25 protein-coding genes are annotated in these 24,025 nt (G+C 67.8%); 8 read left to right on the plus strand and 17 right to left on the minus strand.

Annotated features, from left to right (window positions below; all coding sequences use genetic code 11):
• The first annotated feature begins 110 nt into the window (after positions 1-110).
• A complete protein-coding gene (locus A5697_RS08100) occupies positions 111-1,277 on the plus strand; it encodes an alcohol dehydrogenase catalytic domain-containing protein (RefSeq protein WP_231972007.1) in 1,167 nt (388 codons plus the stop codon).
• A gap of 3 nt (positions 1,278-1,280) precedes the next feature.
• Here A5697_RS08100 and A5697_RS08105 read toward each other — a convergent pair whose 3' ends face one another.
• The 9 genes from A5697_RS08105 to A5697_RS08145 form a co-directional block, all read right to left on the minus strand.
• A complete protein-coding gene (locus A5697_RS08105; protein WP_068009584.1) occupies positions 1,281-2,474 on the minus strand; it encodes an enolase C-terminal domain-like protein in 1,194 nt (397 codons plus the stop codon).
• 81 nt (positions 2,475-2,555) lie between these two features.
• Positions 2,556-3,284: an SDR family NAD(P)-dependent oxidoreductase gene (locus A5697_RS08110; RefSeq protein ID WP_068009586.1), complete on the minus strand. Its 729-nt coding sequence runs from the start codon at positions 3,282-3,284 to the stop codon at positions 2,556-2,558.
• A complete protein-coding gene (locus tag A5697_RS08115; RefSeq protein WP_067943525.1) occupies positions 3,281-3,679 on the minus strand; it encodes a nuclear transport factor 2 family protein in 399 nt (132 codons plus the stop codon). Before A5697_RS08115 ends, A5697_RS08110 begins: the two co-directional genes overlap by 4 nt.
• On the minus strand, positions 3,669-4,433 hold the full coding sequence (locus A5697_RS08120; RefSeq protein WP_068009666.1) for an HpcH/HpaI aldolase/citrate lyase family protein: 765 nt from the start codon (positions 4,431-4,433) through the stop codon (positions 3,669-3,671). Before A5697_RS08120 ends, A5697_RS08115 begins: the two co-directional genes overlap by 11 nt.
• Positions 4,434-4,435: 2 nt before the next feature.
• Entirely contained in the window at positions 4,436-5,404 is a 969-nt protein-coding gene (locus A5697_RS08125) for a zinc-binding dehydrogenase (protein WP_068009588.1), read from the minus strand.
• 1 nt (position 5,405) lies between these two features.
• Positions 5,406-6,635: a cytochrome P450 gene (locus tag A5697_RS08130; protein WP_068009590.1), complete on the minus strand. Its 1,230-nt coding sequence runs from the start codon at positions 6,633-6,635 to the stop codon at positions 5,406-5,408.
• Positions 6,635-7,339, minus strand: coding sequence for an NIPSNAP family protein (locus A5697_RS08135; protein WP_067943519.1), 705 nt, complete (start codon positions 7,337-7,339; stop codon positions 6,635-6,637). Before A5697_RS08135 ends, A5697_RS08130 begins: the two co-directional genes overlap by 1 nt.
• On the minus strand, positions 7,336-7,932 hold the full coding sequence (locus A5697_RS08140) for a hypothetical protein (protein ID WP_067943517.1): 597 nt from the start codon (positions 7,930-7,932) through the stop codon (positions 7,336-7,338). The genes A5697_RS08135 and A5697_RS08140 overlap by 4 nt, the downstream gene beginning before the upstream one ends.
• 136 nt (positions 7,933-8,068) lie before the next feature.
• Positions 8,069-9,238 carry a CaiB/BaiF CoA-transferase family protein gene (locus tag A5697_RS08145; protein WP_068009592.1) on the minus strand — a complete coding sequence of 390 codons (1,170 nt, stop codon included), beginning with the start codon at positions 9,236-9,238 and terminating at the stop codon, positions 8,069-8,071.
• A gap of 111 nt (positions 9,239-9,349) precedes the next feature.
• Between A5697_RS08145 and A5697_RS08150 the strand changes: the two genes are divergently transcribed.
• Positions 9,350-10,024 carry a DUF427 domain-containing protein gene (locus tag A5697_RS08150; RefSeq protein ID WP_068009594.1) on the plus strand — a complete coding sequence of 225 codons (675 nt, stop codon included), beginning with the start codon at positions 9,350-9,352 and terminating at the stop codon, positions 10,022-10,024.
• A 10-nt stretch (positions 10,025-10,034) separates the two neighbouring features.
• Here A5697_RS08150 and A5697_RS08155 read toward each other — a convergent pair whose 3' ends face one another.
• Positions 10,035-10,670, minus strand: a complete 636-nt coding sequence (locus A5697_RS08155) for a TetR/AcrR family transcriptional regulator C-terminal domain-containing protein (protein ID WP_369806092.1) — start codon at positions 10,668-10,670, stop codon at positions 10,035-10,037.
• Positions 10,671-10,805: 135 nt separating this feature from the next.
• Here A5697_RS08155 and A5697_RS08160 point away from each other — a divergent pair, with 135 nt between their 5' ends.
• Both A5697_RS08160 and A5697_RS08165 read left to right on the plus strand, forming a co-directional pair.
• A complete protein-coding gene (locus A5697_RS08160) occupies positions 10,806-11,711 on the plus strand; it encodes an alpha/beta hydrolase (protein WP_068009599.1) in 906 nt (301 codons plus the stop codon).
• Positions 11,695-12,354 (plus strand): maleylpyruvate isomerase family mycothiol-dependent enzyme, encoded by a 660-nt coding sequence (locus A5697_RS08165; RefSeq protein ID WP_067943509.1) that lies wholly within the window; start codon positions 11,695-11,697, stop codon positions 12,352-12,354. Before A5697_RS08160 ends, A5697_RS08165 begins: the two co-directional genes overlap by 17 nt.
• Before the next feature lie 52 nt (positions 12,355-12,406).
• On the opposite strand, the gene A5697_RS08170 is transcribed toward A5697_RS08165, so the two are convergent.
• Complete coding sequence (locus tag A5697_RS08170) at positions 12,407-13,867, minus strand: helix-turn-helix transcriptional regulator (RefSeq protein WP_068009601.1); 1,461 nt, start codon at positions 13,865-13,867, stop codon at positions 12,407-12,409.
• 337 nt (positions 13,868-14,204) lie between these two features.
• Here A5697_RS08170 and mdlC point away from each other — a divergent pair, with 337 nt between their 5' ends.
• The gene (mdlC, locus tag A5697_RS08175; RefSeq protein WP_068009603.1) at positions 14,205-15,806 is read left to right on the plus strand and encodes a benzoylformate decarboxylase; all 1,602 of its coding nucleotides are present in this window, start codon (positions 14,205-14,207) and stop codon (positions 15,804-15,806) included.
• 78 nt (positions 15,807-15,884) lie between these two features.
• Here the strand turns inward: mdlC and A5697_RS08180 are convergent, their stop codons facing one another.
• From A5697_RS08180 to A5697_RS08195, 4 genes are all read right to left on the minus strand, one after another.
• Complete coding sequence (locus A5697_RS08180; RefSeq protein ID WP_067943503.1) at positions 15,885-16,613, minus strand: ZIP family metal transporter; 729 nt, start codon at positions 16,611-16,613, stop codon at positions 15,885-15,887.
• Between the two features lie 82 nt (positions 16,614-16,695).
• Positions 16,696-17,871 carry an acyl-CoA dehydrogenase family protein gene (locus A5697_RS08185; RefSeq protein WP_068009604.1) on the minus strand — a complete coding sequence of 392 codons (1,176 nt, stop codon included), beginning with the start codon at positions 17,869-17,871 and terminating at the stop codon, positions 16,696-16,698.
• Complete coding sequence (locus A5697_RS08190) at positions 17,871-18,791, minus strand: LLM class F420-dependent oxidoreductase (RefSeq protein ID WP_068009606.1); 921 nt, start codon at positions 18,789-18,791, stop codon at positions 17,871-17,873. Before A5697_RS08190 ends, A5697_RS08185 begins: the two co-directional genes overlap by 1 nt.
• Before the next feature lie 15 nt (positions 18,792-18,806).
• Complete coding sequence (locus A5697_RS08195; protein ID WP_068009668.1) at positions 18,807-19,688, minus strand: acyl-CoA thioesterase II; 882 nt, start codon at positions 19,686-19,688, stop codon at positions 18,807-18,809.
• A gap of 322 nt (positions 19,689-20,010) precedes the next feature.
• Between A5697_RS08195 and A5697_RS08200 the strand changes: the two genes are divergently transcribed.
• The 3 genes from A5697_RS08200 to A5697_RS08210 are packed head-to-tail and all read left to right on the plus strand — an operon-like array spanning position 20,011 to position 22,250.
• Positions 20,011-20,829 carry an SMP-30/gluconolactonase/LRE family protein gene (locus A5697_RS08200; protein ID WP_068009609.1) on the plus strand — a complete coding sequence of 273 codons (819 nt, stop codon included), beginning with the start codon at positions 20,011-20,013 and terminating at the stop codon, positions 20,827-20,829.
• Positions 20,830-20,842: 13 nt separating this feature from the next.
• A complete protein-coding gene (locus tag A5697_RS08205) occupies positions 20,843-21,679 on the plus strand; it encodes a thioesterase family protein (RefSeq protein WP_068009611.1) in 837 nt (278 codons plus the stop codon).
• Positions 21,680-21,707: 28 nt separating this feature from the next.
• Positions 21,708-22,250 (plus strand): TetR/AcrR family transcriptional regulator, encoded by a 543-nt coding sequence (locus A5697_RS08210; protein ID WP_067946798.1) that lies wholly within the window; start codon positions 21,708-21,710, stop codon positions 22,248-22,250.
• Here the strand turns inward: A5697_RS08210 and A5697_RS08215 are convergent.
• Together A5697_RS08215 and A5697_RS08220 are read right to left on the minus strand one after the other, a co-directional pair.
• Entirely contained in the window at positions 22,247-22,597 is a 351-nt protein-coding gene (locus tag A5697_RS08215; RefSeq protein WP_068009613.1) for a hypothetical protein, read from the minus strand. The genes A5697_RS08210 and A5697_RS08215 overlap by 4 nt on opposite strands.
• A 34-nt stretch (positions 22,598-22,631) precedes the next feature.
• A complete protein-coding gene (locus tag A5697_RS08220; RefSeq protein ID WP_068009670.1) occupies positions 22,632-23,972 on the minus strand; it encodes an FAD-binding oxidoreductase in 1,341 nt (446 codons plus the stop codon).
• Between the last annotated feature and the right edge of the window lie 53 nt (positions 23,973-24,025).

The raw sequence follows: 24,025 nt of genomic DNA on the forward strand, positions 1-24,025 counted from the left end.
GTCCAGTTCGAGCTCGACGACGCGGATGGGCCGGGAATCGGCGTACGGGCGAGGCAGACCGACCCGGTCCAGCACGGCCCCCCGAATCTGAACCATGTTGGAATACAACCATGGCTTCGGAACCCCCGGCCTCGCCGGATCCGGTGATACCACCGGCGCCGGACGGGCTCACCAGCGACGACTTCCCCGTGCTGGACCGGGTCGGTCTGCCTCGCCCGTACGCCGATTCCCGGCCCATCCGCGTCGTCGATCTCGACCTGGACCCGCCGGGCAGCAACGAGGTGATGATTCGCATCGAGGCGGCCGGGGTGTGCCACTCCGATCTGTCGGTGGTCGACGGCAACCGGGTGCGCCCGGTGCCGATGCTGCTCGGCCATGAGGCGGCCGGAATCATCGAGCGGGTTGGTGACGGCGTGACCGACCTCGCCATCGGCCAGCGGGTGGTACTGGTGTTCCTGCCGCGGTGCGGTCATTGCGCGGCCTGCGCGACACAGGGCCTGACCCCGTGCGAACCGGGCAGCGCGGCCAACGCCGCGGGTACCTTGCTGGACGGCGACATCCGGCTCCACCACGCCGGCCAACGGGTGTATCACCACCTGGGGGTCTCGGGATTCGCGACGCACGCGGTGGTCAACCGGGCCAGTGTGGTTCCGGTGCCGCCCGACGTGCCGCCCGAGGTCGCCGCGCTGCTGGGGTGCGCCGTGCTGACGGGTGGGGGCGCCGTGCTCAACGTCGGCAACCCGCAGCCGGGTCAGACGGTCGCCGTTGTCGGCCTGGGCGGTGTCGGCATGGCGGCGGTGCTCACGGCGCTCACCTATGACGGCGTGCGCGTCGTCGCCGTCGACCAATTGCCCGACAAGCTGACGGCCGCCCGCGCCCTAGGCGCGCACGAGGCGTACACGCCGCAGCAAGCCGCCGACGCTCGGGTCAAGGCAGTCGTGGTCGTCGAGGCGGTTGGTCATCCCGCCGCACTCGAGACGGCCGTCGCGCTGACCGCGCCGGGCGGCCGCACCATCACCGTCGGCCTGCCGCCACCGGATGCACGAATCAGTTTGTCGCCGTTGGGTTTTGTGGCCGAGGGGCGCTCGCTGATCGGCAGCTACCTGGGTTCGGCGGTGCCCAGCCGCGACATTCCCCGGTTCGTCGCACTGTGGCAAGCGGGCCGGCTGCCGGTGGAATCGCTGGTGTCGTCGTCGATCCGGTTGGACGAGATCAACGAGGCGATGGACAACCTGGCCGACGGCACCGCGGTGCGGCAGCTCATCAGGTTCGATTAGCCGCTATCTCGGGTGCAGGGGCGCGACGGGTTCCACCGCCGCGTCCGGCAGACGGTGTTCTTCGATGTATTCCCAGCGGATTTCGTAACCCAGCCCGGGGGCCGACGGTATCTCGACGAACCCGTCGGGGGTGAGCGGATCGCAGGGCGACTTCAGATACGGCGGCGCGGCGTCGTAGCGAACCCCGGGCCCGAGCAGGCCGCGCTCGTAGTACTCGCAGACGTCTTCGCTGGTGGCACCGAGCACCTGCAGGTTGCCGAAGCCGCTCATATGCAGCTCGCACCGCATGCCGACCGCCTCGCACATCCCCGCCAGCTTCATCACACCGGTAATGCCTCCGCGCAATACATCGATGCGGCTGATGTCGGAGGCATGGCGCAGGATCCAATCCGCCCGGGTGTAGATGCCTCCCTCGGCGATCTCGGGGGAGCAGATGGGGATGTCCAGTTCGTCGCCGAGTCGCCGGTAGGCCTCAACCCGGTACTCCGGCATCGGGTGCTCGTACCAGTAGAAGCCCAGTCGCTGCAGCTCGCGGCCGACCCGCAGCGCGTCCTCGTGGGTGTGGTAGGTGCCCCAGGGATCGAACATCAGCACCATCTCGTCACCCACCGCCGCCCGAACCTCGCGGCACACCCTGATGTCCCAATCCACGTAGGACGGCCGCGGCAGGGCGAATTGACCTGTCGCGGGATTCCAGTAGTGATACGGGTGAATCTTGTAGGCGCCGTAGCCTTGACGCTTGCATTCGACGGCGTGGGCGGCGTACTCGTCGGGTGATCCGAGGTTGTTGAAACTGCTGGCATATGCCTTCACCCGGTCCCGCGCCCCGCCGAGCAGTTTGTGTACCGGCAACCCGGTGACCCGGCCGGCCAGATCCCACAGGGCCAGATCGATTACGCTGCAGACGTTTTCGGGTAGCTTCGCCGCCCACAGTTGCCGCCAGATCTCGGCCCTGTCGAACGGGTTCTGGCCGGCGAGCAGTGGGCTCAGGAATTGGGTGATCAGCGCCTGATCCCCGGGGAGCAGGCCGTCCTGGTCACCGTGGAAGTGACCACCGAAGTAGTAGCCCTCGATCCCCTCGTCGGTGACCACCTTGGTCACGGTCTGCACCACGCGGTAATCGGTCATCAGCTGGCCGAACGAGATTCGATCGACGAACGTTTCGAACGGCACCACCTCGAGGCCGGTGATCTTCATGGCAGCACATTCTGCCGATGCCCCGGGCGCTCAGAGTAGAGGCGAAGGTCCCGCGCCCGTCACGGCCGGGGCTTCGCCAGGTCATCGGATCTGCACGCACTGGCCACCGTCGACGATGAGTTCGGAACCTGTGATGAACGACGCCTCCTCGGAGGCCAGGAACGCGACGGCGTCGGCAATCTCACGCGGCTGGCCGATCCGCCCGAAGGCCGACGACGCGGCGAGCCGCAGTTGGGTCGCGTCATCGAGCATCGGCGTGGCGATGGGACCGGGGAACACGGCGTTGACCCGGATGCCGAAGGGTGCCAGTTCGGCGGCGGCGTTCTGGGTCAGGCCGCGAAGCGCCCACTTCGCCGAACCGTACGCGGCGTGGTGCGGGAAGGGGCGGATGGCTCCGGTGCTGCAGATGTTGACGATGGCGGCGTTCTGCGCCGCGCGCAGGTGCTCCAGCGTCGCATGAATGCCGAGGAAAGCGCCGAAACAATTGACCCGCCAGGAATTCTCGAACCCGTCGGCGGTCTCGTCGGCCAACGAGGCGCGATGCAGCACGCCGGCGTTGTTCACCAGCGTGGTCAGCGCCCCGAATCGGCCGATCACGGTGTGCACGGCCGACTCCCACAGCGATTCGGAGGTGACGTCGAGTTCGATCGCAACCATCCCGTCGTCTCCCGATTCGTCGACCAGGGCGGTCAGCTCGCTGGCCCGCCGATCGCATGCGGCGACCGAATACCCTTCCCTGCGTAGCCGTTTGGCGATGGCCCAGCCCTGGCCGCCGGCGGCACCGGTCACCAATGCGACGCGTTGATTCATGATGAGGTGACCTCGGGGGAGTCGGACAGGCCGCGGCTGGTGACGAACTGGCAGCGCCGGCGCCGGAAACGCCACCGCCCATCGTTGCGGATCAGTTCGTCGTCGTAGAGGGCGGGGCGCAGGTGCAGGTCACCCGCGCGGACGAACAGCACCTGCGACCGCGCCGTCGCGGTGTCGCCGTCGACGTGGATCCGGTTGACCCCGGTCAGGTGCAGCCCCCGCGGGGCGTCCCGGAACATCTTCCCGATGCCGTCGTGGCCGGCGAAAACTCGTCCGTAGACCAGGAATTCGGCGTCCGCGGCGAACAACGCCAGGCAGCCGTCGACGTCTCCCGCGTCGAGCGCGAGGGCGTAGTCGACGATGAGCTCACGGACCGCGGCCCGGTCATCCGTCATGCTTCGCCTCGCGCAGGTGCTCCGCGGCTCCCCGGCGCAGCGCGTGCGATTCGGCCGTCAGGGTGATCATCGACAGCCCCAGCTTCGCCATGGCGCGGCCCGTCGTGCCGTCCCCGGCGTGGATGCCGGTCACCAACCCGGCGGCGGTGGCCGCGCGGTGGATTCCCACGATGGCATCCAGGACGGCCGGATTTTTCGTCGCGCCAACCACGTCCACGCCCAGTGAAAGCGCCAGATCGGCGGGGCCGACGTAGAGCCCGGTGAGCCCGTCGACGGCGCAGATGTCGTCCAGTCCGGACAGCGCCGCGGCCGTCTCGATCATCGCGAACACGCTCACCCGGGACTCCAGCGCGGCGGTGTCGCGGCCCAGGCCGGCGCGCAGCGGACCGAAGCTGCGGATGCCCGCGGGCTGGTAGCGGGTGGCGGCCACCGCCGCGGCGGCCTGGTCCGCCGATTCGATCATGGCGATGACGACCGCGTCGGCGCCGGCGTCTAGCACGCGGCCGATCGGGGCCGCGTCGGCGTTGGGCAGCCGCACCACGGTGCCGACGGGCAGGTGCTCGGTCCGGCGCAGCATCCCGGCGATGTCGGCGTCGTCGAGGTAGCCGTGCTGGGCGTCAAAACCCACATAGTCGTAGCCCGCACCGGCGAATTCCTCCGGGCCGAGCAGCGTCGGCCCGGTGATCCAGCCGCCCCATATCGGCCCGCCGCGGTTCAGGGCGCGCTGTAACGCGCTCTGTGAACTGCCCGGCACGCTCACTGTCCGATCGCGATCTTGACGCGCTCGGGAACCGGGCGGCAGGCCAACTCGAACGCACCCTGGACGTCGTCGATGCCGAACGTGTGCGTCAGGTAGGTGGCGAGCAGCTCGGGATGTTCGGCGGCGAACTTGCCCGCGAGTTCCAGCATCCGCCGCCGGTCAAGTGTCACACCGGATTTCAGCGTCAGGTTGTTGCGCAGCATGGCGCGCATGTTGATTGGGTAGGCGTCGTCGTCGGCGACGCCGAAGTAGAAGATGGTGCCGCCGGGCGCGGTCGCGTCGACGGCGTGGCCCAGTGTGGCGACCTGGTGACCCACGGCCTCGATGACGATGTCGGCGCGGTCACCGGCCGCAAGCCGGCTCGCCCAGCGGTCGCTGGTGGCACGCACCGGCTCGTCGACACCGAATGCGGTTGCCAGACTTGACCGATCGACGGGGTCGACTCCGGTGACGCGCCGCGCACCGGCCGCCTTCGCGACGTAGGAGAACAGCATGCCGATGGACCCCTGGCCGATGATCGCCACATGCTTGCCGGCGAGATCCGGCAGCTGCTCGCAGGCGTAGAGGACGCACGCCAGCGGTTGCAGGCCGACCGCCTGCGCCGGGGTCAGCGCCGGATCGTACGGCGCCAAGCCGTCGCCGTTGCTGACCACGCGTTCCATCATGCCGTCGAACCCGGACGCCCAGCCGACCACGCAGTCGCCGGGACGGTGCTCGGGGTGTCGGCTGGCGATCACCTCGCCGGCGACTTCGTGGATGGGAAAGCCGTCCTTTTCGGCCGCACTGGCCCCGTCGTCACCCGGAAGGCGGCCGCGGGCACCGCGGAAGGCCGGCAGATCGCTGCCGCAGACACCGGCGGCCATGAACCGCAACAACACCTGGCCCTCGGCGAGGCGCTCGGGCGTCTTCTCTGGAAGCGTTGTCCGCTCGAACAGGTAGGGGGCGACGATCCGGTAGGACCACACGTCAGACCTCCACCGGGATGTTGTTCCATCCCCATTGAAAGCTGGAGGGCAGCCGCTTGGCGGCCTCGGCCTGGATCGCGTAGTCGGGCACCCGACGCAGCCATTCCTGCACCAGCACATCGACTTCCAGCCTGGCCAGGTGGTAGCCGATGCAGAAATGCTGACCGCGGCCGAAGGCCAGCGACCGGCGGATCGGCCTGTCCCAGACGAATTCGTCGGGCTCGGGGTATTCCCGCTCGTCGCGGTTGGCCGAGGCGAGCAGGGTGATGACGCGCTGTCCGGGCCGGATGGTCTGGTCGTGAATGGTGAAGGGCCGTCGCGCGGTTCGGGCGAACCACTGCGCCGGCGCACAGAACCGGATCATCTCCTCGCGCGCGACCGGCACGTTGTTTTCTGGGTCGGCGCGGACCGCGGCGAGTTGGTCGGGTCGCTGGTTGAGCTCCCACAGGCCGTGGGCGACGATCTTGGGCACCGTCTCGGTGCCTCCGATGAAGATGCAGAGCATCTGGGTCGCGACTTCGACATCGTCGAGCGGGCTGCCGTCGGGCAGGCGGTAGCCGAGCAGGCCGTCCACGACGCCGAGCGGCCTTCCGGACCGGTCGCCGCGGCGGCGCTGCACCACCGGCAGCAGGTACTGGAAGTAGTTCGGCCGCGCTTCGGCGGTGTCCACCCCGACACCCGGCTCGGCGAGGCTGCCCGCGTTGACCGCGGCCAGCACCTCGGGCGCGAGATCGGTTGAGATTCCCAGCAATTCGCATACGACGGATGCCACGACAATGCCGCCGTAGTCCTGGGTCAGGTCGAAGGAACCGCGGGGCAGCAGCTCATCGAGGCGTTCGTCGGCCAGCTCGCGGATTCTGTCCTCCCAGCCGGTGACGGCCCTGGGCCGCAGCGGCTGGGAGTGCGCGCGCCGGATCTCCGCGTACAGATCCGTGTCGAACACCGCGTGAAACGGCAACGGGTGCAGCGGCGGGTCGTCCACCGGGCCGGTGTTGTGCGTGGCCAGAACCGACGCCGCGGGCAGTGTCCCCTCCGAGGCGACGAACGTCCCGTCGTTGACTTCCAGCACCTGCCAGATGTCCTCGAAGCGGGACAGCGCGAAGGTGTCCCACTGCGGCATGTAGTACACCGGATGATGGTTCCGCAGGATTCGGTAGTACGGCAGGGGGTTCGCCATCACCTGCGCGTCGAAGGGGTCGTAGGCGAAGGGCGCGGCCTCTTGCTGTCGCATCACTGCAGCGGCGACGGCGGTAGGGCCTGCAGGATCGAATCCTCCCATCCGTCGCGCAGGGCGGGCGCCACGCTCATCCAGGTGACGATCTCGGCCGGTGGGCTCTCCTTCCACGAGGGGTAGTGGTTGGCGAAGCATTCCCAGCCGCCGTCCAGCGCCCAATAGTGGATCACCTCGTTGTAGCGGAAGGTCGTGGTGAACGAGCCCAGCCAGCGCTTGCCGGTGCGTTCCGACCATGGGACGTAGAGCCGCTCGAGTTCGCGGATGTAGTCGTCTTGGCGCCCCGGCTTGGTTTGCATGATCTCCTGGATCACCAGCGGCGCAGCGAAATTGGCTTCGCGCAATTGGGCAAGGGTCCTGTTGCTGGGGCCGGGGTACATGATTCGCCCCTCCCCCGCGGCGCCGATGTCGGCCAGAAAGGCGGACCATTTACCGGCGGCGGCCTCGTGACTGCCGCCGCGGGCCTGGGCGGCCCCGATCCGCGCATAGTCGGCGAACCCGTCGATCTCCCAGATGATCGTCACCTGCGGCCAGTGGCCGTTGTAGGGCGTGGTCTCCCAGATCGCGAACAGCCGGGCACCGGTCTCTTCCATCATCGGCAGGTAGGTGTCGGAGAACACCTCGGTGAAGCGGTCGCTTCGGCCGGAGCCGAGCGAGATGGTCTCGTGCAGATAGAGCAGCGTGTGGCGGTAGTACTTCTTCATCGGTCGAGCCGGACCAGGCCCGAGTCGCCGCGCCCACAGGTCGCCAAATCGCAGAGCAATGTCTCCGTGGAATACACGGCGTGACAAGCACTCCCGGCCGCCGCCAGCGCGTGGCCCTTGAACCTTCGCGCGGCCGCGCTGAGCGCGTACTGCGCCCTCGCCACCCCGCGGTCCACTCGTGAGGGCCACCCGGAAGGCGCCTGGCCCCACAGCGCGACTTCGGTCAACCGGTCGTCCAGCGACGTGAGCACCTTGGCGCGCACACGCGCATCCGCGGTGAACGCCTCGGCGCTCACCGCCAGGCTCTCGCTCGTCGAGCCGGGCGCCGTCGAGGCCAGCCACTCCTCGAGATTCCGCGCCTGCACGCCGAGGATCCGCAGGGCGCGCGCGTCGCCGTCATTCGGCAGCAGCACCGTCACCTGCCAGCCGGCCATCGCGCGGTCGTAGAGCCAACCTCCGGCCGATTCGACGACGTCCAGCGCGCTCGCCGCGATGACGTCGAGCCGATAGCGCAGACAGTCCCGGTCGGCACGGCTCGCCCGGGCGGCGTAGACCCGGCTGCCTTCCCTGATGTCGAACGTTGACGTGACCATTCAATCCGTTCCTCACCGCCGCACCGAATCCGTGCATTGGCGTTTACCGCAACGCTTGTCCTGGGCTGGGCCGCCTGAGACGACTCACCGGACAGCGTGACACTTGACAGAAAATTTGTAAAGGTGCGACCGGTGGTCACGAACCGCGGCGCGCCTTGAGTTCGGCGAGCACTTCCTCGGTGTGCTGCCCGAGTTCCGGTGCCGCAGAACGCGGTGCCCAGGGTGTGCCGTGGAAATCGGCCGGTGTGGCCACCATCGGGACGCTCGATTCCCCGTCGGGCACGTCGACGATGCCGCCCGCCGCGTGAAACTGCTCGTCGGCGACGACGTCTTCGAGGCTGTTCACCGGCGACCAGAAGAAATCGGGTTCGGCCGCGAAGGCCTGCGCCCATTCGTCGAGGGTGCGGGTGGCGAAGATGGCGTCCAGCTCGGCGATCAGTTCCGCCGCGTTGACGAAGCGCGCGTAGGCGTCGGCGAAGCGGGGATCGTCTAGCCAGTCCGGGTGGCCGACGGCGCGGCACAGCGGGGGCCAGTGCCGATCGCCTTCGAGCCCGACGATCCAGAATCGCCGCCCATCGGCGGTGGCGTAGTTGTTCATGCAGGGATTACCCATCGACTCGCGTTGCCCGATCGCGATCGGTTGGCCCGTGAGCAGGTAGGTGTTCAGGTCGAAGCTCACGGTGTAGGCGCCCTGCCGATACAACGAGGTGCTCACCAGCTGGCCGGTCCCGGTGCGGGCGCGGGCAACCAGCGCCGCGCAGATGGCGGCCGCCAGCGTCATGCCGGCCGAATGATCGCCCATGCCACCGCGCTGAAACGGCGGCGTGTCGCCGGGCCGGGTGAGCAGATGCGCCACCCCGGCGCGCGACCAGAACGCGGCCACGTCGTAGGCGGCCCGGTCCGCATCGGGTCCGGTCTCGCCGTATCCGGTGATCAGCCCGTACACCAGGCGCGGGTTGCGGGCGGACACCGATTCGAAGTCGAGCCCCAGGCGTTGCAGCGCGCCGGGCCGCACGTTGGTCACGAAAACGTCGGCGCCGGCGAGCAATTCGAACGCGGTGTCGAGGTCCGCCGCCTCCGCGAGGTTCAACACGACGCTGCGCTTGGAGCGGTTGTCCATCTCGAAAGGCGGGTTGACCCCGAGGTCGCAGCCCAGCATCCTGCCGAACGGGCGCCCCGGGTCGCCGCTGGGCGGTTCGATCTTGATGACGTCGGCCCCCCAGTCGGCCAGGATGCCGCCGGTGGCCGGGCCGGCCACCCATACCCCGAGCTCGACGACCGTGACGCCCTCCATTGGTCCCGCCATGGCTACGTTCCTACTCTGCACTCTTCGAATGTCACGCCAGCGTGGCGCTGCATGGTGAGTGCCACGCTAGCGTGACGTCGGGTGGCGTTTGCGTGCGACGGAAGGAGCGCCATGAGCCTGGTAGCCGGACGTGGTCCGCTCAGCAGTGATCCGGCCGGGCGATTCTCGCCGCCGCTGCCCGCCGACGTCGTCTTCATCGAGCCTCATCCGCGCCGCGTGCAAGCGATCCAGGATGGGCGGCTGGTGATCGACACCGAAGGGGCGCTGCTGGTGCACCGGCGGGGCCAGCCGCTCAGCTACGTCTTTCGGGCGGACGAGGTCGGTGACCTGCCCACCGAACCCGAGCCCGAGGCGCCGGGCTTCGTCCACGTGCCCTGGGACGCCGTCGACACCTGGCTCGAAGAGGGACGAGAACTCGTGCACTACCCGCCGAATCCCTACCACCGAGTCGACTGCCGTCCCACCAAGCGCCGCCTGCGGGTTTCGGTCGCCGGCACGGTGCTGGTGGATACCGACGACACCGTGATCCTATTCGAGACCTCCTTGGAGCCAAGGCTTTACGTCGATCCGCGGCACGTGCGCACCGACCTGCTACACCGTTCGGAGACGGTGAGCTACTGCAACTACAAGGGTTTCGCGACATATTGGTCCGCGGGCAATGTCGACGACATCGCGTGGAGTTACGCCGATCCGCCGCCGGAAAGCCTGCCCATCGAAGGGTTCTTCAGCTTCGACCTCGCCCGCGCCGACGTGATCGCGGAGCTGCCGGTCAGCCGCCGTAGCTAGACGTCGCAGCTCAACGTTTCGGGGTGCGTCGACCGTTGCGCGTCGTTCGAGACGCATCCGCGCGGGCCTGGATACCGGCCAGCAGCATGTCGAGGGCGCGGTCGAAGTCCGCGGCCATCGATGATTGTTGGCTGGTGGATGCGAGGGCTGCCAGGTGGGGGTGGTCGGCGCCCGCCAGGCGTCCGATGCGGCCGGCGGCATCGATGTTGGCCTGCTCTTGAGGACCCACCGCCGCGGGGCCGGCCAACTCCACCTGCGCGGCCCCCATGATCAGGCTGAGCACCCCACGAAAGGCGGCCAACAGATCGTGGTCGGCAAGTCCGCCACGGACCAGTGCCGCGACGAGCTGTTCTGCGGGCGCAAAGCTCTCGTTCGAGACGGTGCGGCGGGTCAAGACCAGCGGGACAGCGTTACGGTGACGGCGCATTGATTCCCATACGGCGATCGCGATGGATTTCACATCAGCAAGCCAATCGTCGCACGGCGCAGGTAGTTTCACGTCGGCCAGCACCGCTTCGGCGACCAGAGCCTCGAGTTCCTCTCGATCTTTGACGTAGTTGTAGAGCGTCATCGGCCCGGTACCCAGGGCGGTTGCCAGCGAGCGCATGTTCAGCGCGCTCAGCCCGTCGCGATCGACGATCCCCATTGCGTGTGCGCGCACTTCAGAGACGGTGAATCGTGCCCGGATAGCTCACCTCCCGCTTGGGACCCCTTGACACGTACAGCGTACCTAACGTAGACCGTATACGTACAACGTACGTATACGGTCCAGGGAATTTTCATGAGCCCTAACATCGCCACCACCACGGTGTCATTTACTTCGCAAGGCGTTCGGTGCACGGGCTGGCTGACCCTGCCGCGCGGCGCCGGCCCCCATCCGGGGGTTGTGCTCTGCCACGGCCTCGGCGCCACGCACGGCATGCTGATGTCGCAATACGAGCAACACTTCGCCGATGCCGGCGTGGCGACACTGGCCTTCGACTACCGGCACACCGGCGCTTCGGACGGTTCACCACGGCAACGCTTCAGCATGCGCCGACACCAACAGGACGTCGGCGCTGCGCTGGACTATCTACATCACCACGACAGCATCGACTCCCAACGAATCGGCTTGTGGGGCACCAGCCTCGGCGCGATGCATGTGCTGCGGCAAGCCGCAGCCCGGCGCGATCTTGCTGCCGTGGTCGTGCAGTGCCCGATCGTCCATGGACCGGCAACACTGGCCCGCGGCGGCTGGCGGCCCGCTCTCCGCGCGACACCGGCGATCCTCGACGATGTGCTTCGACGGATGCGGGGCGCCGCCCCACGATATGTCCCCATCGTCGGCGAACCGGGCAGCCTCTCTGCAGTCACCATCCCCGGCGCTCTCGCCGGCTGGTACTCCACCGTGCCCGCCGGCACGACCTTCGACAACCGCATCGCCGCCGCCGACGTCATCGGGATCGGCATGACCAGCGCCAAACACGGCGCCGCGAGGATTACGGCTCCACTGCTGGTATGTGTCTCCACACGAGAGACCCTCATGAACCCGCGCCATGCCGCGGACGTGGGACACCGCGCGCCGTCCGGCGTCGTGCGGCACTACGACGGGGATCACTTCCAGATTTATCACCCGCCCTTACTAGGGGAACTGCTCGCCGATCAAATCCAATTCCTTCAGGAGCACCTGAATGTCCAAAGCAGTTAATACCCTGCAGGACAACGACGCTCGGCTCGTCGGATTTCTCAGTACTCTCACCGCAGACCAGTGGTCGCAGCCCAGCCTGTGCACAGACTGGAGCAACCACGAAGTCCTGGCCCACCTCGTCGTCGGCTACTCAGCCACGCTGCCGTCGATCGCGGCCGCGATGTTGCGGCACCGGGGTTCATTCGACCGCACCAACTCCTCAATGGCCCGCGCGTTGGCGGCACAACAGGACCCGCACACGCTGATCGATGACCTTGCGGCATTGACACAGCTTGCACGAGGCATCGGTCGCGTCTTTCCCAGGCGACTGCTCCTCGGTGATCACGTCATCCATGAACTGGACATCACCTACTCGATCGGCGCAGACTCCGCGATTCCCCGGGCAATACTCGCTGCCGTTCTCGAAACCGAGGTAGCAATCCCGAACCCGTTCGTCCCAGCCTCGAAACGCGCACGAGGCCTGAACCTCATCGCTACCGACACCACCTGGTCACACCCCAATGATGGACCAACGGTCACCGGTGAAGCCGGCCACCTTGCCTCAGTGCTGGCCGGCCGGCCCTGGGCGCTAGGGCATTTGACCGGTGATGGAGTCGCGGTACTCGCCGGCCGACTTGAGCAATCGCCAAAGTCCATCCCGTGACGCGCTATTGACTGTTGAATCCCGTTGGCGTCTCGCCGCCCATGGCGGCCAATCACCAGTCGGTGACGGGCGGTAATTGATTGATCTTCTCGACAGCGAGCTGCCGCCGTGCGGTCACGTTCAGTTTGATGAATACCTTGCGCAAGTGGTACGCGACGGTGTTCGGACTGATGAACAACTGGGCGCCGATCTCCGAATTCGTGGCCCCGCCGGCGGCCAGCGCGGCGATCTGCGCCTCACGCGGGGTTAGACCCGAACCGTTTCGGGTGTCGGCCTTTTCGCGAATTCGCACGCCGGTGGCTTCAAGCTCAAGCCGCGCGCGCCTGGCAAAAGCTTCCATTCCGTTGGTCGTGAACATTTCATAAGCGGGCCGGAGCTGGGTTCGGGCGTCGAGCGGCCGTCGTTCTCGACGCAGCCACTCGCCGTAGACAAGTCGTGCACGCGCGGCGGCCGGGCGCAGCTTTGTGCGGTCCATCCGCTCGATCGCCTCGCGGTAGAACCGTTCCGCGGACCCGCCGCTGCTCACGAGTGCCCGCGAGCACGCGTAAGTTCCCAGGGCCCAATCTGTTCCAGCAGCCTGCGCGCTCTCTTCAAGACAGGCGAGAGCATCACGCGCGTCGCCGGTTTGCCCGCAACGAGTTGCCGCCTCTATCAACTCGGGTAGCAAGAACGTCGTCCACAGTTCTTCTGCGTGCCCACACCCTTGTCGGGCCGCCACGAAGGCCTGCTCATAATGCCCCAACCCGTTGTACAGGAGCGCGGTCGCCAGTTCGATTGACGCCAAACCCATTCCCTCACCACGGGCTAGCGCATAGTGTTTCCCTGCCTGCGCCAATCGTGCAGTTTCGGTTTGGTCGCCTTGCCAGGCCGCAAGCGGAAGTGCCGCGTAGGGAAAGACCGTCGTAGCCGTCGACGCCGTGATCGAGTCGGCCTCGGTGATCAGCTGGCGGGCGGCGGCGAAATTTCCACTCCAAGTCAGCGCCGCTGCCAGCGAGTGCAACGCCACGGGCAACACGCGTTGGTCTTCCGCCGCACGGGCGAGCCCGACTTGTCGAGCCGGCAAGTGTAGCCACGCGCGATCGTCCCAAGCGTTGATGGCGCCGTGGCAGGCAAGCCAGAGCCAACGCGTCCCGCCCTCGACGCTTGGCCCTTCGGCGGCACAGAATCCGGCCAACGCGCTTCGAACCAGCCCGAGGCCCGCTCGGGGACCGGAGACGACCAGGGCCGTCAACCCATCCAGTAGGAGGTCTGCCGGGCTCTGCGGTCGCCGTGCCGCGGGGGCTTCCCCGGCGGCCCTCGCCACTTCCAACACGGCACCGCTGCCGGCGAGACGGCCCGCGAACAGGACCGCCGATAGCGCCTCGAGATACAGTTCGCGCGCGGCCTGCGCATCGTGCGGCGCGCATTCCTGGGCCAGCGCAGTCAACGCGGTAGCGGCGTCGCTGCCGCACTTGGACGTGAACATCATCTCGCCGCGCAGCGCGGACGGTAGGGCACCGTTTTGCCCCAGCATTGAGATCCGCTCCGAGGGGTGCATCAGTGCACTCGCCGACGAAGCGGTGGCCGCAGGTCAGTGCGGCCGGTCGGCGGGGCGACAAGACCGGACTTAATGACTTCGCGCCCGCCCCGGCTTCGGGCGTAAATCATGTCCGAAAGCTTATCGGCTGTGGGTCAGGGACGCCCTTTGTGCGGATGCCAATCCGGTCCGCTGAATTTGCGGCGGGCACGGCCGTCGATCGCACGCGGACTACCAGGTCTTGAGGATTCTGCGTTGGGTCGCGGCGAGTCATCATCGAGGTGAGCCGGGCGTACCAGCCCATCCCTCATTCGTGCAGCTTGGAGGCGGCAGCATGACCACCGTTCGTGAGGCGATTCTCGACCTGCTGCGCGCACACAACTTGACCACCATCTTTGGCAATCCGGGCTCGTCGGAATTGGCTCTGCTGCAGGACTTCCCAGAAGACTTCCGCTATGTGCTGGGGCTCCAGGAGATGGTGCCGGTCGGGATGGCCGACGCATACGCACAAATCACCGGACGACCCGCATTTGTCAACCTGCATACCGCCCCCGGCATGGGTAACGCCCAGGGCCAGCTCTACAACGCTTTCATCAACAAGACTCCGCTGATCGTGACCGCCGGAAATCAGCGCCGCACGATGCAGAACCAATACTGTCTGCTGACCAACATAGAGCCCGCTTTGGTGCCAAAGCCCTTCGTGAAGTGGGCGGCCGAACCCGCGATCGCCAGTGAGGCTCCCGCCGTGCTGGCCCGCGCCATCCATCTGGCTACCACCCCGCCGATGGGTCCGGTGTTCGTCTCGCTGCCGATGGATGACATGCCGGTCCAATTCGACGACGGCCAGGCCACCGATGTTGCTGCCGTGCGGGACCGCTCGGTGACTCACACTGCGGGCTTTTCCCCCCAACTCGCCGAGCAGATCGGCGCCCGACTGAACTCCGCGAAATCGCCGGCGCTAATTGTGGGCGGCGACGTCGAGCGTTATGGCGCGTGGGACGCGGTGATCGCGTTGGCGGAGCGCACCCAATCGGCCGTCTGGACGGCGCCACTAACGGGGTGGAGCGGATTTCCGGAGAATCACCCGCTGTATCAAGGCATTTTGCCGCCCGGCGCGGGCTGGATCTCTGAGATGCTGACCGGACACGACCTACTTCTAGTGATCGGGGCACCCGTTTTCCGGTACTACCCGTTGGTGCCGGGACCGTATCTCCCCAAGGGTGCGAGCCTGATTCACATCACCAATGACCCTGATGAGGCCGCGCGCGCCCCCGCCGGGGACGCGATCGTCGCCGACGTTGCCAGCGCGGCCGCCGCACTGCTCGCGGCGACCAAGCCCACCCAGCGGCCGGCACCCGCGGCGCGCGCGCCGATCCCGGACCTGGACAATTCACAGACGCCGCTGCGCCCCGAAGCGCTATGGACGGCCGTCGGCCGGGGCGCGCCGCCGAAGACGTTGTGGGTCAGCGAGGCGGGCAGCAACGAGGTCGCCATTACGAACAGCATTCGACCCGGTCATCCGTTCTCGCATCTTTCGGCGGCCGGCGGCGGACTGGGTTTCGGACTGCCCGCGGCCGTCGGTGCTCAACTCGCGGCCCCCGACCGTCCCGTCGTCGCGCTGATGGGGGACGGTTCGATGCATTACGCGATTACCGCGTTGTGGACCGCGGCGCAGTACCAGATCCCCGTGACCATCGTGGTGGCTTCCAACGCGGAATACGGTGTGGTCAAAGAATTCGGCGGATGGGAAAAGACGCCAGGGGTGCCCGGGCTCGATCTACCGGGGCTCAATGTCGTGGCAACAGCGGCCAGCTATGGAGTCGACGCCCATGAGGCGCACACCACGGACGAGGTCATCGAGTTGCTGAGAAGCGGCGTCGCCGACCGGCAGCGACCCACCCTGATCAACGCACGTACGACTCCCGTCGGAGTTTGACACGGCGGCAGTCATCGCCGAGGCAGCCGCCTGGGCTCGAAATAGATTGGAGCCGAGTGTCTTTGGAGCGAAGTAAGCTCAGCTCGCCAGGCCGACGATCGCCAGCATGAACAGCACCCCGCCCAGGGTGCATCCCAGGGTCACCGCGGTGCGAGGTCCCGCGTGCGCCCTCGGCAGGATGTCGGCGCTGGCCAGGTACATCAGGAAACCGGCGAAGAATCCGAGATACAGCTCGAGCACGCGATGGGGGATTGTCACGGCCAGGGTGAGCGCCGCGCCGGCGACCGGGGCGACCGCGTCGGCGGCCAGCAGTGTCAGAGCCCGTCGACGGTCGTTTCCGTACAGCGATGTGATGGTGTAAGTGTTGAAGCCGTCCGCGAAATCGTGGCCGATCACCGCCACCGCCACGACGACGCCCGCCGCGGCCCCGGCTTGAAAGGCGGCCCCGATGGCGAATCCGTCCATGAGGCTGTGGCCGATCAGCCCCGAAGCGGCGAGGATCCCGACGCCGGGCGCATCCGGATCACCCGAATCGTTCGGCCCATGACCGCGATGGATGCCGACGGTGTGTTCGATGACATGCAGCACCAGGAAGCCGAGAACGAAGGCCACCAGTGGAGCGGGTATGCCGAACAGGCTCCATGGCGTCTGGCTCATCGCTTCCGGCAGCAGGTCAAAGGCCACCGCGCCGAGCATCAGACCGGCGGCCAGGCCCAGCACCAGGTAGCGGTAGGAGCCGATCCGCAGCGCCGCGTAGCCACCCAGCAATGTGGTGATGAACGAGCCCAGGGCCACGAGAACAACCACTGCGGGCCTACCTCTCTGCGACCGGTACTCGGTGAAAAGGTAGCGCCCTCAGCGAGGGTTAGCGCGCCGGAACGCGAGGAAGCTATCCGCCGTAGCTCGGGCGGCCCAGCTTGAGCTCATGCTGGGCGATCATGTTGCGGAACACTTCCAGGGTTCCGCCGTAGATCCCCAGCGGCAGCGCGAGCCGGTAAAGGTGTTCTGCGGCACCGTCAGTGGCGGAGCCTTTAGTTTCGGTGGGCAGCGCCGACGCGGGCCCCAGAATGTCCATCAGATCCGGGGTGATGTCGCGCATCGTCTGTGCGACCGCGACCCGCCCGAACATCCCCGGCGTCGACAGCGCGGCCTCCATCCGGGCGGCGCTGCGGCCGAGCCGGTATTTCACGGAGTCGTCGTCCAACGGCCGCCGCCCGTCGGGGCCGGGGTCAGCGACGACGGCCGCGACCGCGTCGACCACTTCGGCCATCAGGTCGCCGTGCGCCGCCATCGCGGCAATGTATTGCAGGCCATGGTCTTCCGGGTCCACGATGCCATGCTCGGAGTCGAGCGCCGCGCGCATCACCGTCCAGCCGCCGTTGACTTCACCGATGCGGTAGAGGTCGTCGACGCGGACGTCGCTGTAGTAGACGATGTTGGTGCGGTCACCGTCCAGGGTGCGGATGCCCTGGATTTCGACGCCCGGCGAGTCCAGGGGCACCAGAAACATGGTCAGGTTGCGGTGTTTCGCGCCCTGAGGGTCGGTGTTGGTGAGCAGAAAGACGTACCTGGCGTTCTGCGCGTTCGACGTGAACATCTTGGCGCCGTTGATGATCCACGCGCCCCCATCCCGCACCGCGCGCGTCTTGCAGGTGGCGACGTCAGAGCCGCCCTCGGGCTCGGTGTAGCCCAGACAAAGCCGGATCTCGCCGGACAGCACACCGGGCACCACCTTGTCGGCGAGCTCCGGCGCCCCGAATTGCCGCACCAGCCGGGCGACGACGGACGTCGTGCCCCAGTGATACCAAGGCGTATGAGCCCGGGCGATCTCGAGTTGGAAGATGCGCCGACGGACCGGGTTGAATCCCCCCTCGGACTCCAGCTTCCAATCCGATGCGAGGTAGCCGGCCTCACCCAGCGCCAGATGCACGTGCTCGTCGAAGTTTTCGCCGAATTCGACCTGCCGGTGGAGCACTTCGTCCGTCACGAGCTTGGCGATGAGCGCGCGAGTCTCGTCGCGGAAGGCCTGGTCCTCGGGCGAGAGTTCGACGCGGGAGAAGTCCATCAGGCCGCGTCGATCACGAGGGTACGGAACCGGTCGAGAGTTTCGAGCGCGTGCGCCATGCTGTCGCCGGGGAGATGGACGCTGACCCACGTCACGCCCAGCTTCGCCAGCTTCTCCAGGCCGTCAAGATAGGCGTCGGCGTTGAATTCGTCGTCGGCGGGGCTGCCGCCCTCGAAGTTGGTGAAGGTGATGTCGATCGTCGACCAGTCCCTGCCGGCGGCATCGCACCGGCGCCGCAGGTCGTCGATGCCGTCGGTGAGGCGCGCCACCGAGTCGATGACGGAGGTGCCCGCCGTCTGGGCCAGTTGCGGTGGGGCGGGGAAGGGACACCAGCCGTTACCGTACTGCGCCACACGCTGGCGCGCCGACGACGTGTTGCCGCCGATCCAGATCGGCGGATGCGGGTCGCTGACGGGCCGAGGGTGCGCGGTGATCCCGCGGGCGCTGAAATGCTTTCCCTCGTAGGTGATGTCGTCGCCGGTCCAGACCGCCCGGATCACCTGCAACGCCTCCTCGAACAGCTCGGCCCGCTCGTCGTAGCTCACGCCGAGCGCGGCGAACTCACGCTTGAGGTAACCCACACCGACCGCCAGGGTGAACCGGCCGCCGGAGAGCAGATCCAGCGTGGCGCCAGACTTGGCCACCACGAACGGGTTTCGATACGGCAGCACCACGATGTTGGGGATCAGCCGCAGCGTGGTCGTCGTGGCCGCCGCGAAACCCAGTGCGACAAAGGGATCCAACGCGTCATGCCCACCGGCTTCCAGCCAGCGCTGCGACGGCGCGGGGTGATCGGTGAACCCGAACCCGTGAATCCCGGCCGCTTCGGTGGCCGCGGCCACCTTCCCGATGCCGTCCCCGCTCACCAGCTCCGGGTTGTACGGGTGGCTGTGCATCGGGTGGGTGATGGTGAACTGCATGACAGCGACCGGTCGTTAGAACCGTGCGCGGGAATCGATGGCCGTGTCGGTGGTGCGCAGCGGGCGGATCAGCGCCTCCTGGGCGAAGGAACACAGCAGCTCCCCCTCCTCGGAATGCACGGTGCCGCGCACATACGACATGCCCGCGCCGACCTGGGTGCTTTCGTGGGTGTACAGCAGCCATCCGTTCCAGCGCACCGGCTCGTGGAACGCGACGGAGATGCTCATCGGTGCGGTGGACACCGTCAGGTGCGCCTGGGCGGTGCCGATGCCCGAGTGTGCCCGCATCGTGGTGGAAATCCCGAGATGTCCGGTGAAGTAGGCGATGAGCGCCTTGGCCAGGTCGTCCCGTTCCGGGATCGGGTCGTAGTGCAGCCAGGCGTAGAGCTCCGGCGGCCCGACCTCGTCGGGGCTGTTGACGTCGACGACGTCGACGAGGCGCAGTTCCCGGCCGGCCATCGGCATTGGCGAGTGGTGGGCGTCGGCGGGGCCGGCCACGTCGGGGCGCGGCAGGTGGTGGCGGATGACGTCGGCGGTTGGGACGTCGGCCAGCACCGTGATGCTCAGGCAGCGCCGCCCGTTTTGGTGCACGGCGACCACCGCGGTGGCGGTGGACCGGCCCTCTGCGACGACGTCGAGGACGAGCTCGATCGGCGGCCCCACGGTCACCGCTCGCGAGAACACCGCGTGCGCCGAGCGCACCGACTTGTCCGGGAATCGCTTGGCCACCGCGACGATCGCCTGGGCGAGCACCTGGGTGCCCTCCACCACTTGCCGTTCGTCGCCGGCGGCGATCCCGGTGTCGCCGGTGAACCGGTCCTGCCCGTCTGCCTGCACGTCGAACAGGTCCAGCAGGCCCTGCACCGTCCACTCGGTCTGCTCAGATTCCGTGGTCAAGTCGCACTCCACCTCTCGCGCCAGCAGCTCACGGCTCAGCGTGACACTTTGAGTAGGATTTGTAAAGCTTGGCTAACAAGACTGCGGCCCGGTGAATCGGCTGTCCGAGGAAATACGCAGGGAGGCAACGTAATCGGGCACCGAGACCAGGGCCTTGGAGGCCGCTTTCACCCAGTTTGCAGATACCCGCTACGACTTGGGCATCGATCCGCAGAACCGGACGCCGTCTCGCGGGAACCCGCCCGGTCACGAGATTGACACCGGTACCCGCGGTGCATGACACTTTGGCGGTGTTTTGTAAAGCGGTGGAGAGGGTGCGCGGATGATTCCCGAGCCGCTGGCCAACGGCTTCTGCTTCGGCGAGGGACCGCGCTGGTTCGAGGGATTGCTGTGGTTCTCCGACATGCTGGGCGAGGCGGTCCACACCTCGACCATGGGCGGCTCGCTGACCACGTTGCCGCTGCCCGGGCACAGCCCGTCGGGCCTGGGTTTCCGCCCCGACGGATCGCTCCTGATCGTCTCTGCCGAAGACCGGAAGGTGTTGCGTTACGACGGTGAAACGGTCGAAACCCTCGCCGATCTCGCTGAACTGACACCGGTCAACCTCGGTGACATGGTCATCGACGACGCCGGCCGCGCGTACATCGGCTGCCAGGCCTTCAGCTGCGGCGCCATCATCCGGCTCGATCCGGACGGCAGCGCCGTGGTCGTAGCCGAAGACCTCGACTTTCCGAACGGAATGGTGATCACACCGGACCGGCAGAAGCTGATCGTCGCCGAGTCGGTCGGCCGGCGGCTGACCGCGTTCACGATCGGTCCGGATGGCGGGCTGGCCGAGCGCCGCGTCTTCGCCGACGGCCTGGACGGGCCACCCGACGGCATCGCGCTCGACGCCGACGGCGCAGTCTGGGCCTCGATGACGCTGGCCCACCAGTTCGAGCGGATCGTCGAGGGCGGCGCCGTGACCGACCGCATCGACATGGGTGAGCGCGTCGCCATCGCCTGCGCGCTCGGCGGCCCCGAACGCCGCACGCTGTTCTTGTTGTCCAGCACCGACGCGTTTCCCCGGCGCCTGGTCGGCACCCGGCTGTCCCGGCTGGATGCCGTCACGGTGACCACGCCCGGCGCCGGGCTCCCCTGACGAGAGGTTGACGATGACGGACTCCTACTACGAGCTCATCGACGGCACCGACCCGTTAGGCGAGAAGTTCCGGGCCACCGACCTGGCGCGCGGCACCTGGTCGGCGGCGATCCAGCATGGCGGGCCGGTGTCGGCGCTGCTGGTGCGGGCGCTGGAGCGATGCGAACAGCGCGACGACACCCGCCTGTCCCGCGTCGTCATCGACCTGCTGGGCGGGGTGCCCGCCGAGGGCGACCTGTGGGTCAGCTCGCAGGTGCAGCGGGGCGGCAAACAGATCGAACTGGTCAGTGCCGAGATGCTGGCACCGGGCCCCGATGGTGAGCCCCGGCCGGTGGCCCGGGCCAGCGGATGGCGGTTGCAGACGCTGGACACGCGAGCGGTGGCTCACGCCGCGCCTGAAATGCCCGGGCCGCGCAGCCAGGCGCGCAACCGCAACCTCAAGGCACGGGACTGGGACCGCAACTACGTGCACAGCCTGGACTGGCTGTGGCTGACCGAGCCGCTGAGCGAGGGCCCGGGCGAATCGTGGATCCACCCGAACGCGGACCTGGTCACCGGCGAGAGCATGACACCGCTGGAGCGCCTCTTCGCGGTGGCGGACTGCGCCAACGGCATCGGCAGCAAGCTGGACATCAGCCGGTGGACGTTCCTCAACACCGACCTGGCCGTGCACGTGTTCCGGGTTCCCGACGGTGATTGGATCGGCATTCGCGCCGAGACCAGCTACGGCCCCGACGGCATCGGGACCACGATCGGCACACTGTTCGACGAGCAGGGCGCGGTCGGTGCCATCCAGCAGTCGGTGCTGGTGCGCCCGCGCCCGGGCAAGTCTGGCCGGGAAGCGAAATGACGTTGAAGCACTTCGTAGAGTTGCAGATATGAGCCGTCCGGCCCAGACCGCAGAGCCTGACACCTCGACGCGTCAGCGCATCCTCGACGCCACCGCAGAGGTCCTCGGCCGCAACGGCAAAACCAAGCTCAGCCTGTCCGACGTCGCCGCCCAGGCCGGCGTTTCGCGGCCGACGCTTTACCGCTGGTTCGCGTCCAAAGAGGAGTTGTTGTCGGCCTTTTCGAGCTACGAGCGGCAGATCTTCGAGAGCGGCCTGGTCCGCGCGACCGCCGGTCTGAAGGGGGTCGACAAGCTCGACGCCGTGCTGCGGTTCATCGTCGAGTACCAGCACTCGTACTCCGGCGTGCGCATGGTCGATGTCGAGCCCGAGCACACCATCGCCCAGTTCTCCTGGGTCATCCCGCAGATGCGCGAGGGCCTGCAGCGGCACCTGCCGGGCCCCAACGCGGCGGTGAAGGCGGCGACCGTGATCCGGATCGCGATATCGCACTACATCGTCCGCAGCGACGACGCCGACCAGTTCCTGGCCCAGCTGCGCCACGCCGTCGGGATCAAGGCGCCTTCGGATTAGTCGAGCCGCACCTCGACCTTGACGCGGCCCTTCTCATCGCGGCCGGCGATCGCGTGGCCGGTGCGGTCGGCGCCGTCGAAGTTGAGCAGCGTGATCGGACCGCCCTCGCCGAGGAAGTTTCGCCACCATGTCTTGCTATCGGGCGACATGACGTTGATGACGATGCCGTCGCCCGAGCGGCGGTACCCGACCGGGGTCTGGATCGTCTTACCCGAATGCCTGCCGACGTAGCGAATCTTGATCAGCCCGCGTCGTACCAGTGGCCCGACGACGGGAGCGTCGATCATGCCATTGAACAATTTGTTGACGATTCCGACGATGGGCGTGCTGAAGATCCCGGATGCCATGGAGCCCAGCGTATGTCAGACGGCGCAAGAACGATTAGTCGAACAGCACCGCCGCATTCAGGTAGCCGGTCGGGTCCAGCGCGGCCTTGATCGTCCGCATCGCCGCGACGTCCGCCGGTTCGCGTGACATGCCCAGGTAGTGCCGCTTACGGGTGCCGACGCCGTGTTCGGAGCTGACGTTGCCGCCGGATCGCGCGATCAGTTCCATCATCGGTTGGTACAGCGCCTTCTCCCGCTCGACCGGGCAGCGCAACACGTTGAGATGCAGGTTGCCCTCGCCGATATGGCCGAACAGCACGGGCAGCGCCCCCGGCGCGTGGGCCCCGACCAAATCGACTGCCGCCTTGGCGAATTCGTCGATCGACGACAGCGGCAGGGAGATGTCGAACTTCAGCGGCGGCCCGTACACACCCAGTACCTCGGCGAGTGATTCGCGCACCTGCCACAACCGCTGCTGCGCGCCGACATCCACCCCGACCGCGGGTTCGGAGGACACCCGCACGCCGTCGAGCAGTTCGGCGAGCCGGTCAGTCTGGTCGTGGTCAGCGGCGAGCTCCACCAGCAGCAGCCAGTCGCCCTCGACCGGTGCGCCGAACCCGAGGTGCTCGCCGGTCAGCGCGGCGGCCCGGCCGTCGATCAGTTCCAGCGCCGCGATGCCGTCCACGTCCCGAAACGCCCGGCCGGCATCCACGAGAGCATCCAGCTCGGCGAATCCGCAGATCGCCGTCACCCGCCGCGCCGGGGTGGGGTGCAGGCGCAGGTCCAGCGCGGTGATGACGCCCAGGGTGCCCTCGGCGCCCACGAACAGCGACGACAGGTCGTAGCCGGTGTTGTCCCGGCGCACCCGGCTGTGCCGGTGCAGCAGCGACCCGTCGGGGAGCGCCACCTGCAGGCCGAGCACCTGCTCGCCCATGTTGCCGTAGCGGACCGTGCGCAGGCCGCCGGCGTTCGTCGAGGCCATCCCCCCGACGGTCGCGGTGTCCCGGGCAGCCAGGTCCACGCCGAAGAGCAGGCCCGCGGCGCCCGCGGCCCGTTGCACCGCCGCCAGCGTCGCCCCGGCGCCGACCTGGACGCGTCGCTCGACGGTGTCGACGTCATCGAGGGCGTGCAGCCGCTCGGTGGACAGCAGCACGTCGTCGTGCTCGGGAACGGTGCCGGCCACCAGCGAGGTGCGGCCGCCCTGCACCGTCACGTGCGCCCCGGCGTCCCGGCACAGCCGCAGCACCTCGGCGACCTGCTCGGGTGATCCCGGGCGCACCAACGCGCTGGCCCGCCCCCGGTACCGACCCGTGTGGTCGACGCTGCGCCCCGCGAGCACGTCGGGATCGGTGACGACGTGGTTCGATCCGACTACGTCGGCCAGGCTGCGCAGCATCGACACCATCCCCTACGCCGAACGTGCACTGACGGCGAAAAATAAGCCCAATT

Source organism: Mycobacterium sp. E3251 (genome assembly GCF_001666835.1).
Lineage (GTDB): Bacteria > Actinomycetota > Actinomycetes > Mycobacteriales > Mycobacteriaceae > Mycobacterium.